Source organism: Marinitoga arctica (assembly GCF_054657315.1).
The window spans coordinates 21,513-40,462 of record NZ_BAAHYY010000012.1; the positions used below are offsets into that span (position 1 = coordinate 21,513).

Annotated in this window: 20 protein-coding genes; 6 read left to right on the top strand and 14 right to left on the bottom strand. The window is 26.5% G+C overall.

Going from position 1 to position 18,950, the window contains the following annotated elements; all coding sequences use genetic code 11:
- Window positions 1–5: 5 nt before the first annotated feature.
- The 11 genes from ACYQ44_RS04775 to ACYQ44_RS04825 form a co-directional block, all read right to left on the bottom strand.
- Window positions 6–1,046, bottom strand: a complete 1,041-nt coding sequence (locus tag ACYQ44_RS04775) for an FAD:protein FMN transferase (protein WP_459995609.1) — start codon at window positions 1,044–1,046, stop codon at window positions 6–8.
- On the bottom strand, window positions 1,016–1,996 hold the full coding sequence (gene amrS / locus ACYQ44_RS04780; RefSeq protein WP_459995611.1) for an AmmeMemoRadiSam system radical SAM enzyme: 981 nt from the start codon (window positions 1,994–1,996) through the stop codon (window positions 1,016–1,018). Before amrS ends, ACYQ44_RS04775 begins: the two co-directional genes overlap by 31 nt.
- Window positions 1,997–2,009: 13 nt before the next feature.
- Window positions 2,010–2,531 (bottom strand): AmmeMemoRadiSam system protein A, encoded by a 522-nt coding sequence (gene amrA, locus ACYQ44_RS04785; protein ID WP_459995612.1) that lies wholly within the window; start codon window positions 2,529–2,531, stop codon window positions 2,010–2,012.
- Window positions 2,532–2,551: 20 nt separating this feature from the next.
- A complete protein-coding gene (gene truB, locus ACYQ44_RS04790; protein WP_459995613.1) occupies window positions 2,552–3,487 on the bottom strand; it encodes a tRNA pseudouridine(55) synthase TruB in 936 nt (311 codons plus the stop codon).
- Window positions 3,459–3,827, bottom strand: a complete 369-nt coding sequence (gene rbfA, locus ACYQ44_RS04795) for a 30S ribosome-binding factor RbfA (RefSeq protein ID WP_459995614.1) — start codon at window positions 3,825–3,827, stop codon at window positions 3,459–3,461. Before rbfA ends, truB begins: the two co-directional genes overlap by 29 nt.
- A complete protein-coding gene (locus ACYQ44_RS04800; RefSeq protein ID WP_459995615.1) occupies window positions 3,820–4,725 on the bottom strand; it encodes an HDOD domain-containing protein in 906 nt (301 codons plus the stop codon). The genes rbfA and ACYQ44_RS04800 overlap by 8 nt, the downstream gene beginning before the upstream one ends.
- Before the next feature lie 5 nt (window positions 4,726–4,730).
- Window positions 4,731–6,200, bottom strand: a complete 1,470-nt coding sequence (locus ACYQ44_RS04805; RefSeq protein ID WP_459995617.1) for a sensor histidine kinase — start codon at window positions 6,198–6,200, stop codon at window positions 4,731–4,733.
- 3 nt (window positions 6,201–6,203) lie between these two features.
- Entirely contained in the window at window positions 6,204–6,587 is a 384-nt protein-coding gene (locus ACYQ44_RS04810) for a DUF1667 domain-containing protein (protein WP_459995618.1), read from the bottom strand.
- On the bottom strand, window positions 6,562–7,782 hold the full coding sequence (locus ACYQ44_RS04815) for an NAD(P)/FAD-dependent oxidoreductase (protein WP_459995620.1): 1,221 nt from the start codon (window positions 7,780–7,782) through the stop codon (window positions 6,562–6,564). Before ACYQ44_RS04815 ends, ACYQ44_RS04810 begins: the two co-directional genes overlap by 26 nt.
- Window positions 7,779–9,203, bottom strand: coding sequence for an NAD(P)/FAD-dependent oxidoreductase (locus ACYQ44_RS04820; protein ID WP_459995621.1), 1,425 nt, complete (start codon window positions 9,201–9,203; stop codon window positions 7,779–7,781). Before ACYQ44_RS04820 ends, ACYQ44_RS04815 begins: the two co-directional genes overlap by 4 nt.
- 91 nt (window positions 9,204–9,294) lie before the next feature.
- Window positions 9,295–10,569 (bottom strand): hypothetical protein, encoded by a 1,275-nt coding sequence (locus ACYQ44_RS04825; protein WP_459995622.1) that lies wholly within the window; start codon window positions 10,567–10,569, stop codon window positions 9,295–9,297.
- A 168-nt stretch (window positions 10,570–10,737) separates the two neighbouring features.
- Here ACYQ44_RS04825 and ruvC point away from each other — a divergent pair, with 168 nt between their 5' ends.
- The 6 genes from ruvC to ACYQ44_RS04855 all read left to right on the top strand — a co-directional run bounded on the left by ruvC (window position 10,738) and on the right by ACYQ44_RS04855 (window position 16,959).
- A complete protein-coding gene (gene ruvC, locus ACYQ44_RS04830; protein WP_459995624.1) occupies window positions 10,738–11,214 on the top strand; it encodes a crossover junction endodeoxyribonuclease RuvC in 477 nt (158 codons plus the stop codon).
- A 97-nt stretch (window positions 11,215–11,311) separates the two neighbouring features.
- Window positions 11,312–12,322 carry a rod shape-determining protein gene (gene mreB, locus ACYQ44_RS04835; protein WP_459995626.1) on the top strand — a complete coding sequence of 337 codons (1,011 nt, stop codon included), beginning with the start codon at window positions 11,312–11,314 and terminating at the stop codon, window positions 12,320–12,322.
- A gap of 2 nt (window positions 12,323–12,324) precedes the next feature.
- Window positions 12,325–13,008, top strand: coding sequence for a hypothetical protein (locus ACYQ44_RS04840; RefSeq protein WP_459995627.1), 684 nt, complete (start codon window positions 12,325–12,327; stop codon window positions 13,006–13,008).
- 387 nt (window positions 13,009–13,395) lie between these two features.
- Window positions 13,396–15,102, top strand: a complete 1,707-nt coding sequence (gene mrdA / locus ACYQ44_RS04845; RefSeq protein ID WP_459995628.1) for a penicillin-binding protein 2 — start codon at window positions 13,396–13,398, stop codon at window positions 15,100–15,102.
- Window positions 15,103–15,116: 14 nt separating this feature from the next.
- Complete coding sequence (locus ACYQ44_RS04850) at window positions 15,117–16,319, top strand: hypothetical protein (protein ID WP_459995629.1); 1,203 nt, start codon at window positions 15,117–15,119, stop codon at window positions 16,317–16,319.
- Between the two features lie 10 nt (window positions 16,320–16,329).
- Window positions 16,330–16,959, top strand: coding sequence for an HAD family hydrolase (locus tag ACYQ44_RS04855; protein WP_459995630.1), 630 nt, complete (start codon window positions 16,330–16,332; stop codon window positions 16,957–16,959).
- A 21-nt stretch (window positions 16,960–16,980) separates the two neighbouring features.
- Here the strand turns inward: ACYQ44_RS04855 and ACYQ44_RS04860 are convergent, their stop codons facing one another.
- From ACYQ44_RS04860 to ACYQ44_RS04870, 3 genes are read right to left on the bottom strand one after another with little or no spacing between them, the layout of a single operon-like run.
- A complete protein-coding gene (locus ACYQ44_RS04860) occupies window positions 16,981–17,298 on the bottom strand; it encodes a hypothetical protein (RefSeq protein ID WP_459995632.1) in 318 nt (105 codons plus the stop codon).
- Between the two features lie 9 nt (window positions 17,299–17,307).
- The gene (locus ACYQ44_RS04865) at window positions 17,308–17,772 is read right to left on the bottom strand and encodes a 23S rRNA (pseudouridine(1915)-N(3))-methyltransferase RlmH (RefSeq protein ID WP_459995633.1); all 465 of its coding nucleotides are present in this window, start codon (window positions 17,770–17,772) and stop codon (window positions 17,308–17,310) included.
- 8 nt (window positions 17,773–17,780) lie between these two features.
- A complete protein-coding gene (locus ACYQ44_RS04870) occupies window positions 17,781–18,896 on the bottom strand; it encodes an FtsW/RodA/SpoVE family cell cycle protein (RefSeq protein WP_459995635.1) in 1,116 nt (371 codons plus the stop codon).
- Window positions 18,897–18,950: the final 54 nt, after the last annotated feature.

The window sequence follows — 18,950 nt, forward strand, 5'->3', positions numbered from 1 at the left end:
TTGTTTCATCTCTCTTCTTTTAAATAATAATCAAATCCTGTTGTTTTTAGGATTTTGTTATCATTTGTAATTCCATATATTTGTATTCCATATCTCGTCATAGAGTCTAATCCTATTAATTTATCTCCAAGAATAAAAATTGCTGTTGCCATCGCATCTGCTTTCATTGCTTTATCTGCTATTATAGTTACGCTTTTATAATAATTTACTGGATATCCTGTTTTTGGATCTATTAAATGATGATATCTAACTCCATCTTTTTCAAAAAATCTTTCATAATTTCCTGAAGTTACTATTGATCCTTCTTTTAAATAAACAACTTCTTTTATATCATATGGACCTTTATCTGGATCTCTTATACCTATTGCCCATGCAAATCTTCCAAATTTCGGACCAATAATACCAATATCTCCACCAGCATCAATATATCCTGTTGCATTTGGATCTAGGTCTTTTATTTTTTGAATTGCCATATCTACTGCATAACCTTTTGCAATTCCGCCTAAATCTAACATCGTTTTATCATTTAATAATGAAATTTTACTTCCTTCAATTTTTATAAATTTATAGCTTATTCCTGATAAGACATCGTTTATTTCTTCTTGTGTAGGAATTCTTTTTTCACTATTCATATCATCAAAACCCCATAGTTTAATAACAGCTCCAACAGTTGGATCAAAAGCGTTTCCTGTTAAATCGGCATAATTAATAGCGGCTTTTATTAGAAATAATGTTTCTTTATCTGCAATAATACTTCTTTTCTTATTTAATTGAGATACTACACTTGTATCAATATTTTTACTAAATTTTCTTTCTATTCGTCTCATTTCATCAAAGGCTATATCTGCCAATTTTTCAGAATCTATTTTTTTACTGGATACTACTACATTTACCCATGTTCCCATTGCAAAATCTTTTTTCTGAAAATATTTTGCTAATGGTTTATGAAATATTAAAAATAGGGTCAATGATATGGCTATAATAAGTATAGCAAGATATAGTATACCTTTGTTTTTTAGAATATTATTGGAATCTTTTTTAAGCAACTTTTGCACCTTCCTTTTTCATCTATATTATTGATTTTTATATTATATCCTGTTCTTTTTATTAATAATTCACCACAACTTGGACAATATGTGGATTCATATTTTTCATCCCAAACATTTCCAAGATAAACATAATTTAGATAATTTTTTGCTAATGAATATAATTTTTTTAATTTTTCTATATCTGTTGGCGGTTCATTGTATTTATAAACTGGATAATATCTGCTCAAATGTAAGGGAATTTCTTTTGAAATATTTCCAATCCAATTAAACATTTTTTCTAATTCTTCTATTTTGTCATTACCATTAGTAACTACCAGTGTTGTTATTTCAATATGAACTTTATTTTCATAAGCTAATTTAATACTTTCCATTACAGGTTCTTTTTGACCTGCAATTACCTTTTTATAAAATTCATCGTTAAATCCTTTTAAATCTATGTTCATGGCATCTATATAAGGAATAAGCTTTAATAGCGGTTTTTTATTTATATATCCGTTAGTAACAAGTACTGTCTTTATGTTATTCTCTTTTAAAAGCTTTGCTGTTTCATATACATATTCATACCATACTATAGGTTCTGAATACGTAAAAGCAACTATTTTAGAATTTTTTTTGTTTACAAAATTAACTATTTCATCGGGTTTTAATTTATATATACTATATGGACGTTCCTGAGATATTTCAAAATTTTGACAAAATAAGCACCTAAAATTACATCCCCATGTTCCCAAAGATACTACTTCTTCTCCGGGATGAAAGTGGAATAATGGCTTTTTTTCAATTGGATCTATATTTATTGCTGTAATCTCTCCATAATTCAAAGAGTATAATTTTCCATTAACGTTTTTTCTGGCTCTACAAAATCCTATAACATTATTTTGTAATATACAATTATGAGGACATAATTGACACTTTACTTTTTTGTTATTTAATTTTTCATAAAACATGGTCTTAATCACCTTAAAAATATCTTTCTACAGTGAACCTATAAATTTCATATGGTTCTGATGAATAGATACCCGCTTTTAATTTTGCTATTCTCAATTGTTCTTCAACTGTTTCAACACCTTCTAATGCTGGTAAAAGCACTCCTTTTTTCCATCCACTAACAACAATAACTCCATATATATTCGGATCGAGTTCATCTATTGATTCAACATATTCAGGTTCACTTAAAACATCTACACTCACCTGAATTTCATCTAATTCGTTAATTGAAACTGGTGAAAATCGATAATCTCTTGTAGCGGAAGCTATGCCATTTTCTCTAATCTCAATAGCTAAATTTTCATATACCGGTTCAATTGTACCAATACAACCTCTCAAATCCCCATTAAGCTTATGAAGGGTTACAAAACATGCCGCCCTTCTGGTTAATAATTCCTCTGGTAAATCATCTCTTATTTCTATTTTACGACCATGCTTTATATAATTTTCTATACATTCTATTGCCCATAAAACATAAGGATGATTCCCTTCCATAACCTCACCCTCTTTTTTATTTACTTAAATACCTTTTTTATCTTAAATATTCTTTCATTTCTTTCATGTTCTATTAGAGTTTTTAAAAAATTTGAATTTCTTTCGGCTAACGCTACTGCAATTAAATTTTTGTCATTATCAATTAAGGATACATAATCATTTTTTTTAAATTCATCGTATTTCTCAATATGTTTTAAAAATATATGATTTCCATTTAATGCTCTTTTTACACCTTCATCATTAAGTTCTACTGAAGAAAATGAAAGCATATTAAACATTGGAACTATATCTTTTTCTGATATTTTTTCTAATGGTTTTGCATCTTCGACATTAAACTTTCCTATGCTCAATCTTCTTAATTCTGTTGTAACTGCGCCTAATTCTAATTTATATCCTATATCCATTATTAACGATCTAATATATGTTCCTGATGAAACTTCACATTCAAATTCAAATGTTCCATTTTCATATATTTTTATTTTTTCAATATTATATATTTTCACTTCTCGCGGAGGCATTCTTATTATTTTTCCTTTTCTTGCAAATTCATATAATTTTTTACCTTGATACTTTCGTGCAGAATACATTGGAGGTACTTGCATATAGTTCCCCTTAAAGGATAAAATTGTTTCTTTTAATTTATCTATATGTTCTTTTAACACTTTTTTTTCTTCTTTTATTTCACCAGTAATGTCATATGTATCTGTAATAATTCCTAATTTAGCTTTTACATAATATTTTTTATCTTGATGTTGTAAATATTCCAAAAGTCTTGTTCCTTTATTAATTCCTATAAGTAAAAGTCCTGTAGCAAAAGGATCTAATGTTCCTGAATGTCCAACCTTTTTTGTTGAAAATTTTTTTCTAATCTCATCTACTACATCATGCGATGTAATTCCAGATGGCTTGTCTATTAAAAGAAAACCGTTATTCATTTGCTTCACCTGTATTCTCATTTTTTGAAATCTCATCTAATAATTTATGTATTTTTATACTTTCTTCTATTCCTTTATCTTTATGAAATCTTATTTCTGGCACTTTATACATTCTTATACTTCTTGCAATTAAACTTTTGAAAAAACCTTTCGCTTTTGTTAATACTTCTATTATTTCATCTATATCACCATTTAAAACAGAAACATATACATCTGCATAAGATTTATCTTTGGCCAATTCTACTCTTGTTGCAGAAATAATTTTATTTTGAACCCTTGGGTCCCTTAAGTTATTTATATTCATATTTATTAATTTTAAAATTTCTGATTCTATCATTTCTCTTCTGAATTCTTTAGCCATTTTCTTCTTCCTCCTCGTCATCTTTTTCTGGATTTTCAATAAATGTATCCAATTGTATGAAATCTTTTGATTCTTCTAATTTCTCTTCAAGCTTTTCAAGAAAGTTTAAATATTTTTTACCTGTCATATCAAATTTATTCCATACTACATCAGATGGAACTGGTATATCAAAACAACCAGAATACCCATATAAAATTGAATTTACAGATATATTTGCTAAGTGAACAATATATACGTTCAATGAAAATTTATCTATTTCAAGTTTCTCTGGTTCATCGTGATATGCCGCAGTATATATTACACTTTCTGGTAAATTCCAATTTTCAAATAATAATTTTCCAAAATTTTGATGTGTCATAATATTTAACATATTTTCTGCTTTTGTAAATGATACCTTCTTATGTTCTGCTATATTTAAAACCATTTCTACTGTTTCGGGAGTAATTATACCCATTGCCATTTTACCTAAATCATGCAACATACCACTTAAAAATATCTCTTCTTTATCAGGATAATTTACAATTTGCGAAAGCATTTCTGAAGCTATTGCAACAGACATAATATGTTTCCAGAATTTTTTCGAATCAAGAAATTCAAACTCTCTTCTAAAAAAAGAATCAGCTGTAAATACCCCCAAAGCCAAGTTTCTAACTGTTTTAAATCCCAATATATTTATCGCTTGAGATAATTTTGTTATTTTTCTTGGTAATGCATAGTAAGCCGAGTTACTTAATTTTAATATTTTAGCTACCAATGGCGGTGATTGCAACACTGCATTTTCCAACTCTTTTGTATTTGATGAAGGATTAGAGGTTATATCAATTATTCTTTTTAAAACAAAATCAGGAGTTGGTAATTCAGATAACTTTTTAATAACTTCTTTCATTGTTAGAGCCATACTTATCACATTCCTTTTTTAAACTCTATATAAAATCTTGTTCCTTTGCCTTCTACACTTTTTAACCATATTTTTCCACCTTGTAGTTCTACTAATTCTTTTACCACAGATAACCCAATACCTGTACCGGAAATTTCATATGTTAATGAATTATCAACTCTATAAAATTTTTCAAAAATTTTTTCATGATGTTCTTTTGCTATTCCTATACCATTATCTTCAACAAGAATTAACAATTTATCTTTTTCATCTTTTACTGTTAATTTAATAAATTTCAAATCCTTGCTTTTATCGCTATATTTTATGGCATTATCTATTAAATTAGACAATATTTGTTTTAATCTTGTTCTATCTAAATTAACAATTATATTTTCTTTTGGTAAAACCTTATACATTTTTATACCATTCATTTCAGCTTTGCTTTTATGAGAATTATATACATCATCTATTAATTCGTTTATTGAGAATTTTTCTTTTTTTATATTTATTGATCTCATTTCTAATTTTGAAAAATCAAGTATTTCATCTAATAAATTTTGAAGATGGTCAGCTTCTTTTAATATAGTCTCCATAAAATCTTTCAATGTTATTTCATCGAGTATTTCTAGGCTATCAATAATAGATTCAGAATAGGCTTTTATAGCGGCCAATGGTGTTCTTAATTCATGAGATACTGTTGATAAAAACTCTGTTTTCATCTGATCTAATTTTTTTAATCTCTCTAATTCTTTTGTACCTGTAATATCTGATATTATTACAAGATAATTTTCCTCTATTGTTTTTAAAAAATCAATTGATAAAAAATGATCTTTTAATTCGTATTCTTTTGTTATCTTTTCTCCTGTAATTTCTAAATTCACTATTTCATTTTTTATATATTCTTCTAACTCCTTACCGTACTCTTGCTCAAAACTTATATATTTTGAATTAATAAATATTTTTTCATAGTTTTTGTCAAAAACTGCTAAACCACTTATCATAGAATTTAAAATTTGATTTAAAAAATCCCTGTTTTTTTCTATTATTTCTTTTGTTTCAACTATTTCTTCGTATAGTTGCAACGTTTCTATTACTGAAGCTATTAAAAAACTCATTATATTTAGAAATAACAATATTTCATTTGATATTTCTTCCATCTTTGTTAAACAAATATATATTAAAAAAACTTTTTGAGATTTTGAAAATGGTATTATTAATGCATTATCTCCACTTTCTAACGGGAATATAGAAATTTTCAAAGATTTAGCTGCCCAAGCAGCTAAATCTTTGATTTCCTCTGTAATTTTCTTATTATTTAACTCTTTAAAAGTATCTCCTGTTGGCCATAGAAAATATTCTTCATTTAAATCGATTTGTCCACTTATTATTGAATGTATGGAGTTTTCTACTTGTTCTAGACTGTTTAACGAACTAATTTCTACAACGAGATCCGATATTTTAGAATATGTGTCTAATATTGTTTTTTTAGAATCCATTCTTCACAACCTTTCAACACTTCTTGTAATTATCAAATCCACACCTGTTTCTAAAAAGTTTTTTATTACAATATCACCACGCTTTACTGGTGCTTCAACAGTTGTTTTTTCTATTATTTTCATAGCTTTATCAAATAATCTTAATGGAATTGAATCTGTAGTTTTTACTGAGGCTAAATTATATTTGCCATTTTTTACTTTAACACTGGTAACAAGTATTCTATGTGGATCACTAATTTCTTGAATAGCATATTCTCTTCCTCGAGGACATTTGTTTCCAGAAACTTCTATTACTTCTAATTCTTTTGTATATTCTATTTTTACCTTACATCCCAATGGACATCTTACACAAGTTAATTCTTTAACCAAGTTTTGAGATGAGCTCATCTGCCATCACCTCTATTTCATCAATATTTTCATCAAATGGTTTTAACTTAATAACAACCATTTCTGGAGGTCTTGCCTCATTTTCTATTACTTCAACCCCTAAAGGTTCTACTTTTATACTTGCCCTATCAAAAACCTTTGATACTCGGACATATAATGTAGATTCTTCTGTTGGATCTATATAAACAGGATGGATTACTCCTATATTTTCACCTTTCCTTACTTTTACTTTTTTACCTTTTTGATATTCGCCTTTTGCATATAATGCAGCATATTTCCCTGCTTTTTCACCTTCTTGAGCAACATAATCAACTAGATCAAAGATTACTGTACAATTTCCTGCTGCAAATATCCAGTCTTCACTTGTTTGATTTGTATTTGATACTAAAAATCCTGGATCAGCTTCAACAAAGTCAACTGGTTTCGTTTGTGGAATAAGCCCTACAGATGTTATCAATGTATCAACTTCAAACTCTTTTTCTGTACCAGGAATAGGATCCCATTTATAATCAACCTCTGCTGCAATAACCTTTTTTAAACGTCTATCTCCCTCAACAGCAACTACTGTGTGTGATAAATATAGTGGAATATTAAAGTCTTTTAAACACTGTTGAACATTTCTTTCTAATCCACCTGGATATGGCATAATTTCCAATACGGCTTCCACTTTTATACCTTCTAAAGTAAGTCTTCTAGCCATTATAAGTCCTATATCTCCTGAGCCAAGTATTACGGCCTTACTACCTGGTTTTAAATTTTCTAAATTAATAAATCTTTGAGCTAATCCAGCTGTAAACACCCCTGTAATACGCTTTCCAGGTACAGGCAATGAATTAAAATGTCTCTCTCTTGCTCCAGTTGTCATTACCAATGCTTTAGTTTCTATTTCATGTATTCCTCTTTTGTCAACAAAGGTTATAATTTTATCTTTTCTTACTTCAAGAACATATGTGCCATATAATATCTCTATATTTTCTAGTCTTTCTTTAGCAAATTCCTTAAATTCTGGTCCTGTTAAATCTTTTCTGAAATATTGTAATCCAAATCCATTATGAATACATTGATTTAATACTCCTCCAGTATCTTCATCCCTTTCAAGAAGAATTACATTTACCCCTTCTTTTTTTGCTCTATATGCTGCCGCCATACCAGCAGCTCCTCCACCTATTACAACTACATCTGTTTTATATTTCATATTCTCACCTTCGCATTCACTATCCAGGATCCATCTTCATTTTGATTGATTTCTCTTGGATCTCTTTCAGTATATTCAGCCAATATTTTTAATATTTTCGCTGTACAAAATCCACCCTGACATTCACCAAAAGATGCTCTAGTCATAAATTTTATATCGTCTAAAGTTCTTGCACCGTTATTTATAGAATCGATTATTTCTTTTTTTGTAACTTTATTACAATGGCATACCATTTCTCCAGCATTTGGATCTTTTTGTATAATTTCATTCCATTTATTTCTATCAATATGAACCAAATGAGGTGTTTTTTCAATTTTATGTATATACCCTTCTCTTGGATAAAGATTTAATCCTACTTTTTCTTGAATTAAATATTCTACTACATATTTAGCAATTGCCGGCGCTGCCGTTAAACCAGGAGATCTAATTCCTGAAACATGAATAGTTCCGCTTTTACCAACATTTATATAAAAATCTTTTTTTTCTGTTTCTGGTCTTAATCCAGCAAACGTTTTTACCAGATGTCTTCTAAAATTCAAATTAGGAACTAACTTCATTCCCTTTTCCCTTATTTCCTTTAATCCTTCTCTGGTAGTTGCAGTATCTGTTTTTGATAAAACCCTATTTGCATTTGGTCCAACTAAATATCCTCCATCTACTGTAGGTAAAACCAAACAACCCTTTGATATACCTGTTGGAACAGGAAAGATTGTTGAATTTACATATTTAAAATCTTTTGAGAGAAGAAAATATTCCCCTTTTACTGGAAAGATTTCAGGAACTTCGTCTCCAAATAATTTTGCAACTTCATCAGCATATAATCCTGCTGCATTTATTACTAAGTCTGCAAAATATTCAGATTTATCCTGAAATTTCAATAAGTATTTTCCATTTTTCTTCTCAACTTCTACTAATCTTTTTTTTGTTAATGTCCTTCCACCATTAACTCTAACAGATTTTGCAGCTTGCATAGCAACAATCCATGGGTCAAATATACCGGCTATTTCACAATATAGCGATCTTTTAGCCTTTGGATTGATATTTTTTTCCATTTCAAGTAGTTCTAACTTCTCAATAATTCTAACTTCTTTAACTCCATTTTTTTCCGCTTTTTTTAATAAACTATATATATAATTTGTTTCCTCATCTTCTATTGCAACAACATGTGATCCCACTCTTTTTAAATCAAAATGTAAATCCTGCTGTAACTGTGTATATAATTGATTACCTTTATAACATAACTGTGCTCTTAAACTTCCGGGTGGATCATCATATCCTCCATGTAAAATTGCAGAATTAGATTTTGTGACCCCCATACCAAAATTCGTTTTTGCTTCAAAAAGCCATACATCTTCTACATATTTATTTAATTCTCTAGCTATAAGCGTTCCTACAATTCCCCCACCTATTACAGCAATCAAAAACATCACTTCCTTTCAAGGTTGTACAATTCTAAAAACTTTATATCTTCATCATAATAAAAAAGAATATTTTTATATAATTTCATATTTTTTATATCTGTTCTAAAATATTTATAGTATAGCAAATTAAAGGCAAAATCATAAACATAAATTTCATGTTAAAGGTTAACAATGCTATTCTCCCATTGTCTATGACAAAATCAATAATTTTAAATAGCTCTAACTCTTTTGTTATTTCAAAAGTATTATTCTTATATCTAAATTTAATCAATTTATTATTTGATAATATAATACCTCCATTATCATCATTGTACATTATTTTTCTCAATTGTTTAAAATCCTTTTTATAATAAATTTCAAGATTTTTATTCATAATGTTAATTTCATTTTCTTTTAATAAAAGAATATTAGATTTATTTGAAGATATGGATATATAATTCCCAAAGATTTGCTTTTTTAAAAATGGATAAAATGGGTTAGTTACATCAAAAATCATTAAACTTTTGTTATTTACTGCATAAAGTAATATTTCATTACCTATTTTATCTATATCAAAATCTTTAATTTCATCAATGTTTATTTCAGATACCTTTTTTCCATTTTTATGAATTATTTCTATCATAGAATCAAAAGATAAAAAAAGAAAATTCCCATATTTCTGTATATTATTTATTTTATGATCAGATTTATATATTTGATTTTTTTCTAGATATGAACCATAGACTTTTATATTAAAAATTGATTTGTCTACATGCATTAAAAGTTCATATGGTTTAGTTGAAAAATAGTACGGTCCTAATAAATATTTGTTATTGAATTCATCTTTTATGTTTAAATACCATTTATATTTTGTTCCTGGTAATAGGTTTATTGAATATTTTCCATTTAATACTTGTTTTTCTAAAATTTTCTCGTCATTTTTATATAGAATTAAATTAGTTGTATAATTTACAGGATATTGTATATTCCAAAAAAATTCTATATTTTCTGAATCAATATTATATTGAGAATAGGGATGAATTGTGGTTATTTTAGGTTTTTCTAATTTTAAGTAAAATTCTCTTATTCCTGAATCTAAGGTTTTTTTTGTACTTTTTGCTATTATTTTCCAATAATATTTTTTATTTGGCTGAAGATTGGTTACAATGTATTGGTTTTTATTTCCTTTGTATACTAATTCTAAATTTGTTTCTTTTTCTCCAAGAAAAACATTATATGAATCAACTTTTTCATTTAAATTCCAATATAATTTTATCTGTTTGGAATATTGAATAATTTCATATTTTGATGGCTTTATTTCCCAGGTTATATTTGAAAATCCATATATGAAAAATAATAAAAAAAATAGCATTAAAGATTTTTTCATAATTGCCTCCTGTATCATAATATCAATTAAATTATAACACAAATTTTTTTTAGAAAATATGTTAAGAAATGTATTATTTAAAAAGTAAAAATTCTAATATAATCTATATATAATATATTTAAACTTTTATGATATAATAGAAATCGAAAAAATATTAAGAGGTGTAGAATGAGAATATTGGGAATTGATCCTGGATATGGAAGAATTGGTTATGGTATTATTGAAAGAGTTGGAAACACCTTTAAATTAATTGATTTTGGGGTTATTGAAACTGATAAAAAATCTGATTTAAATGCAAGACTTTTAGAAATTTTTGATAAAATGAATCTTTTAATTGAAAAATACAATCCTGATGAATCAGCAGTAGAAAGTTTATTTTTCTTTAAAAATGTTAAAACAGCTATTCAGGTAGGAGAAGCTAGAGGGGTTATTTTATTAGCTCTTCAGAAAGCCTCTATTCCTATTTTTGAATATACTCCATATCAAGTAAAGCAAGCAATAACAGGTTATGGACGCGCAGAAAAAGGGCAAATACAAAGAATGTTAAAAGTTATATTTAATTTGAAAAAAAACCCTACACCAGATGATGCCGCTGATGCTTTAGCAATTGCCTTTTGCCATGGAAATTTTAGAAGATTACAATAATATTCTTTAATTTTTCAAAATTTTGTTGATAGGCGGTAATGTGGTATAATTTTTAAAACAAACTTTTTTTAAAACAAACTTTTCAGGAGGATTAAAAATGAGGTCGAATATAGGAATAGATTTAGGAACTGCTAATACATTAGTTTATGTAAAAGGGAAGGGAATTGTTGTAAATGAACCTTCTGTTATTGCTATTGAAAAGGATACAAAAGAAATTTTAACAGTTGGAAAAGATGCAAAAAAAATGATAGGAAAAACCCCTGCAAATATTATAGCTATAAGGCCTTTAAAAGATGGAGTTATTGCAGACTATAATACTGCTCTGGCTATGTTGAAATATTTCATAAATGCTTCTGTAGGTTCTTTTACATTTTTTAAACCTACCGTTGTTGTTGGCGTTCCTACTGATGCTACTGAAGTTGAAAGAAATGCATTATATAAGGCTGCTTTAGATGCTGGTGCTGGAAAAGCTTTTTTAATAGAAGAAGCTATGGCTACAGCAATAGGTGTTGGTTTAAATGTTGAAGAAGCGTCTGGAAACATGGTTGTTGATATAGGTGGTGGAACTACAGAAATTGCTGTAATTTCTCTAGGAAGTATAGTTATTTCAAAGTCTGTGAGAATTGCCGGAGATGAACTTGATGAATCAATTATAAGTTATGTAAAGGATAAAACCGGATTATTAATTGGTGAAAGAACTGCAGAAAAAATTAAGAAAAGAATAGGAAATACTTGGCCTAATGAAGAATATGATGAAGAAGAAATCGAAATCATTGGGAGAGACATTTTATCTGGACTTCCAAAGAATATAATATTGAAAGGCCATGAAATACGAGAAGCAATAAATAATCCTGTATCGAAAATTGTAGAGCAAATAAAATTAACAGTGGAAGAAACACCTCCAGAATTATTAACGGATATTGTTATGAAAGGTATTTATTTATCTGGTGGAGGTGCTCTTTTAAAAGGTTTGAAAGAATTAATTGAACACGAAACTAAAATCAAAGTTATTGTAGCAGAGGATCCTCTTACTGCGGTGGCCAGAGGCGCCGGTATGGTATTGGACAAAATTAAAATATTAGAAAATTTAGCTAAACTTCAAAAATAATCATGCTTAGAAAATTTATTTTATATACTATAACCCTTTTATTTATTGCTATACTCTCAACACTATTTCCATATATAAATTCAATTATATCCAGAGTAAATTATCCTCTGGATATTGTTTTTTTTGAAATAAGAAATGATTACCTTTTATTAACTGGAAATTCTAAGTATTTAGAAAATCTAGAAAATATATTATTTAAATATACTAAAAGTATAAAAATTGAAAGTGATAAATATAATTTAGAACTTTCATTAATACCTGGAATTTTTATAAATGAAGATTCAAAATATTACTATGTAAAAACTAGTAAAGAGGTTAAAAATAATGAAATTGCTTTCACTAAAGATGGTTATATAATAGGTTTTGTTAATGGATCTTTGAAAAGTAATAAAACTATTCGTAAATTAGGCTGGGGAAACCATGAAATGTTTGGTTTTTATAATAATGTTGATTTACTAATAAAAGAAAGTGGATATGGAAATGTTATTATAAATATTCCAGAAGGATTTAATATTTTTTCTAACAATTCAGAAGTAAGCATTTTAATCTCTAATTCTAATTGGATTAATAAAAAATTATATATAAAAGGGCGTATATTTAAAAAATCAAATACTATTTATTATTTAATCCCAGATAAATTAAATGATAATATAGTATTTTTTACCGAATTTGAGGTGAAACAATGAGTAATATTTATATTATTGTTATGACTTTAATTTCTTCTTCGTGGGATCGTTGGATGGGTGATGTTTTGTTTTTCTCATTTCCTATAATATTTTTAATTATTCAATATTTATTTAAAGAAAAATTTTATTTTTTCTCATTTTTATATTCAATATTATACTTTTCTTCAAAGTATGATATTGGTTTAATGACAATATTATTTTTTGCCCTAAATATCTTATCTTTTCACCTATTTGGATTCCTAGAAAAAAGCTTTTTAAGAAGTCTTTTTAGTGTATCTATACCTCTATTTTTTCTAGCTTTCATAAATAAGAATTTTTATGTTTTGATAATATCTTATATCTTACTATCCATAACACATTTCATAATTATTGGAAGGGTAGATAAAAATGAACGAATCACGATATAGTTTTATAATTATTTTAATTTTTATATCTTTTGGAATTTTAATTTCAAAAATTGCATATTTACAAATTTTTAATTATAAAAAATATTCTAAAGAAGTTGAAGAATTAAGTACTAAAATTATTACTTTAAACCCTACACGTGGTAATATCTATGATAAAAATGGAATTTTATTAGCCTGGAATGAAAAAGTTTATGTTATAGAAAGTTTTACAGACTCTTTTTCAGAAACAAATATTAAATTATTAAAAAATATTTTTTCTACAATAAGCGATACTCCTGAAACGCTCATTGATAAATTAATTTTCCAAAAAAAATTAACTGTAAATCTCACACCAGCTAATATTAAACAGCTTTCAAATATCAAAGGATTAAGAGTTTCTGAAAAGTTTATTAGAAGATATAAAGATAATACAATATACCCTATTATAGGATATGTTAATTCTGAAGGTATCCCTTTATATGGTGTTGAAAAAACGTATAATGACATTCTCGAAGGAAAACCTGGGTATCAAATTGTAAAAATTACACCGGGAGGTCGTATTGATAAAGTTTTAGAAACTGTTGAGCCAATTAAAGGAAATGATATTTATTTAACAATAGATTATAATTTACAAAAATATATTTATGACGAAATAGAAAAATACAAAAAACCCGGATCTGTTATAATGTCTAATCCATATAATGGAGAAATTTTAGCTCTTGTTAGTTACCCTTCTGTTGAACCAAATCTATTTTCCTCAGGTTTATCTATTCAAGAATGGAAAAAAATAATATATGATACCAAACAACCTTTAATTAACAGATCTATTTCTTCTGTATATGCCCCCGGATCTGTTATAAAACCATTTTTTGCTCTTATAGGATTAGAAGAAGGTGTCTCTCCAGAAGCTACTATTTTTTGTGATGGAAAATTTGAATTAAAAAATTCTAAAGATAAAGTTATTGCTGAATATTATGATTGGAATATTTTTGGACATGGTGTTACTGATCTTGTAAAATCATTAAGAGTTTCATGTAATTTATATTATTATAATCTCGGATTAAATCTCGGAATAGATACCATGAGTTCATATGCAAAGATATTTAAACTCAATGAAAAAACTGGTATTGATTTAACTGGTGAAGTTAATTCTGTATTTCCTAGTAGAACATGGAAAAAAAAGAAATTTGGTCAAGATTGGTTTATTGGTGAAACCGTTTTAACATCAATTGGTCAGGGTTATATGCAATTCACTCCTATTTCTATTTTAAGATTATATAATATTCTTTCAACGAAAGGTAAATATTATAAATTCCATGTTCTAAAAAAATATGTTAAAAATCTATCTGAAGACTCTGTCCCTTATGAAAAAAAATTAGATTTTATTTATAATATAAATACTGTTCATTATTTCAATATTCTAAAAGGATTGATAGAAGTTACCACATACCCTGGAAATAGCTCAGATGGCGGAACGGCATATCATGTTTTTAAAGACTTTAAAGAATTGGTAGCTGGTAAAACAGGAACTGCAGAAGTTACAGGAGGTAAATCACCACATTCATGGTTTGCTGGATTTATGCCAGCAAATAATCCTGAAGTTACTATTGTATCATTTGTAGAAAATGGTGGATATGGTTCTGAGGTCGCTGCGCCTATTGCAAGAAAAGCTTTAGAAAAATATTTAGAATTAAAAAATAAAAAATAAATGGAGGGATTATTATGAAAAAATTAGTGACTTTTATTATTCTTATTTTATCTATATTACTTTTTTCAAATAATCTATTTTTATTCAAGAACATAGGTTTAATAAGCAAAGATTATGTATGGACTAATGAGTTAAAAATTCCTTTAAGAGCTGATGAAAATGTAATATTTGTAGAGAATGCTGAGTATTATAAAATAGAATTTGAAAATTTAGAAAATGTAAATTTTAAATTTATCGGAACAAATGATGATTTAAGGAATATTTTAAGTTCAAGAGTTAATATAATAAATTTAAATCCTTTAATATTAAAAGATGCTTTAACTCCAAATTTCATATATTATTATGATAATTATTTAAAAGTATGGTGGAGAACCGATTTAATAAATTTAAATACATTGATGAATAACAAGATATTATACGCAAAAAATATTAAAGGCATGGTGATTATTTCAAAACCTTTAAAATGGGATTTTTTTTATGATCTAAAAAGTAATGGAGATTTATTTATTACATATAAAATAAACGGAAAAATTGATGAACCTTATAACGTCACTTTAATTGATGAAGCATTTAATATTTCAAATAATAATCAATCAAAAGATATTTATACTAAAACTTTAGCTTTAGAAGCTGCTCCATATGCACCCATTATTGTAAATGAAAGTGCTATAATAAACTTTGGAGAGATACTACCATTTGATGGTGAATTTTCAAAAGTTATTAAACTCGGAACAATAAAAAATTATGAAGATATAAATTATTTGAATTTTAGCTTTTATTCTAATTCCTTTGAAAATAAATATCTCGAAATTATCAGAGAATTTGAAAATACTAAAAATAATGGTTTAGGTATTCCTCTTATAAAGGGTAAGATACATATTTTTACAAAAAAAGATAATAAAGAATTTATACAAAAAGTCTCTACTATTTCAAAAACTAATGAAAATGAAACAACTGAAATCTTTTTAGGACAATCATGGAATTCAACTGCTGACCTACAGATAGTAAATGAATTAAGAACAAAAGATTATATTGATAGAACATTTAAAATTACAATAAAATCTTCAGGAAAAGCAAAAATTGTGATTAATGGTGGAGCAATGAAATTATTAAGTGTTAAAGGAAATTATCTCAAAAAAATTGAAAATTCTGACAAAATAACTTTTTATACAAATGATAATCAAACTTTAGAATTAACTATTAGAAACTACAAATAAGGAGGAAAATATGAATATTGTTTTTGACTTAGATGGAACCCTTGTAAAAACTGAAAATATTGCTTTACCAGCTATTAGAAAAATTCTAAAAGAACTGGGTTATAATAGCAAAATATCTGATAATGAAATATTTAAATATATTGGTTATACTATAGATGAAATATTTGAAGGACTTTTAAAAACAAAAAATAAAAAAACTATTGATAAAGCTATTGAATTATTAGATAAATATGAAACTGAAATAATAAAAATTGAAAATCATAATAAAATTTTTTTTGATGGGGTTTTTGAAGTTTTAGATTATTTAAAAAAGAAAAATCATAATTTATACATACTTTCAAATTGTAATATAAAATATTTAAATGCGCTTTTAGAAAAAGGTTTAAATAATTTTATTGATTCTCCACACTGTGCAGAAATGTATAATTGGCAAGAAAAAGATGTTGTATTAAAAAATATTTCAAATGGAAAGAAAGATTTTATTATGGTTGGCGATAGACATAAAGATATAGAAGCAGCCAAAAAAAATGGATTTATTTCAATAGGTTGTTCTTATGGATTTGGTGAAGATGAAGTAAAAGATGCTGATTATATTGTTCATAATATTAGGGAAATACCCCCAATAATAGATAATTTATAATTATTGGGGGTATCTATTTCTTTATTTTTCTCTAACTTCGAAAATTATCTCTAATTTTAATGAATTATCCCTAAAATCCGGAGGATTTATTTTCCATTCATTTAATTTTGTTTTTGTCTCGTCAATATATTCTTCGTAACATAATTCACAACTTCCAGAACGATAAAATTTTATATATCTAATTTTATCTTTTCCTTCAATTAGATTATAACTTTCATCTTCCTCTTCATATAATACATTTTTTACTGTTTCTAATACTACATCGTCTTTTATTTCATTTTTAAAATATAACTCTACATCTTTATAATTTTTCAATCTTTTAAAAAACCTTTTATGCATATTTCCCTCCTAATAATGGTATTTTTCATTATTATTTATTTTAAATGCTCTATATATTTGCTCTAATAATAATAAAACAGCCATTTCATGCGTAAATGTCATTTTTGATATAGAAAATAAAAAATCGGCATTTTTTCTTATTTCTTCATGATGACCTAATGGACCACCAATGAAAAATGATATATTCTTTTTTCCAATTCTCCATCTTTCTATTTTTTTTGCAAAATCAATAGAGGAAAGTTCTTTTCCTCGTTCATCAAGAACAACTTTAAATACATCTGGAAGAAAATATTTATCAAATTTTTCTTTATCTTGTTTTTTATATTCTTCAGATGTTATTTTATTTAAGTCTGTAGATAATGGTAATTCAATTAATTCAACTCTATCATACTTGCCATTCCATTTTAAATATTGTTCAATTCCAGATTTTATAAACTTAGTTTTTGGTTTTCCAATTACATATATTTTTATCATTTTATCACCTATTCATTATCTAAATAATTATCTTCATTGTTATATATCTCAGTTGTTGCTATTCCTTTGGTTACTAAACCTAATAAGAATGAAAAGGTTATAATTTGACTGCCACCATATGAAACAAGTGGCAAAGGAACTCCTGTTACCGGCATTATTCCAATAGACATCCCAATATTTTCATATACATGAAAAAAAATTATTATTATTGTTCCAAAATATATGTATTTCCAAAATTTTCTTTCTGTTTTTTGAGAATATTGATAAATTCTGTATATTAAAAGCATATATAAAGATATTACAAAAAATAAACCTAGAAACCCCAATTCTTCACCTATAACAGCACTAATAAAATCAGTGTGATCTTCTGGAACAAAATTTGATAAATTCATAAATCCATTTAAATAACCCTTACCAAATATGCCTCCAGATCCTATTGCTCTATTTGATTGTAATGTGTTATATGCAACTCCAGCAGCATTTTTTTCTGGAAATAAAAAACCTATGATTCTTGCTCTTTGATAGTCTTTCATAAAATAAAAAGCAAAAGGTGAAGAAAAGAGCATTAAAAATAATGATGTTTTCCATGTTTTTTCATGTTGTCCGGATACATATGTTAATAAAAACCATAAACCAAATGTAAATAATGTCATTCCTAGATCAGGCTGTTTAAATATTAACCCTAACCCTAATAATGTGGTAAAAGATAGTAAATAATATGCTTTTTTATTTTTTTCAGATAAATATTTTGCAAAAATAATTAAAGTAAATATTAAAAACAAATGTGATGGTTGGATTCCCACTGGACCAATTCTTATCCATCTTCTTGCACCATATCTTGCTCTTTCAAAAAACAATACATATAATAACAATAATATCGTTATTCCATAAAGATGAGGTATTATACTTTTTAAAATTCTTTCTTTTAAAAAGTATACAAAGAAAAAAACTATAACCCCTATAATAGAAAAAACAATTTGTTTATAATAATTCTCTTCAATATATTCACCATAAGTTGCTGTTCTAACCATAAAAATGCCAAAAATCAATAAAGTGAAATATATTAATGGAATAATGTATTCAAATTTTCTTGTTCTTTCAAAAGGCTCAACCTTTACCTTCACAAAAATTTCCTCCTTAAAATTTTAAAATCTGTATTTTTTAAAAATATGTTATAG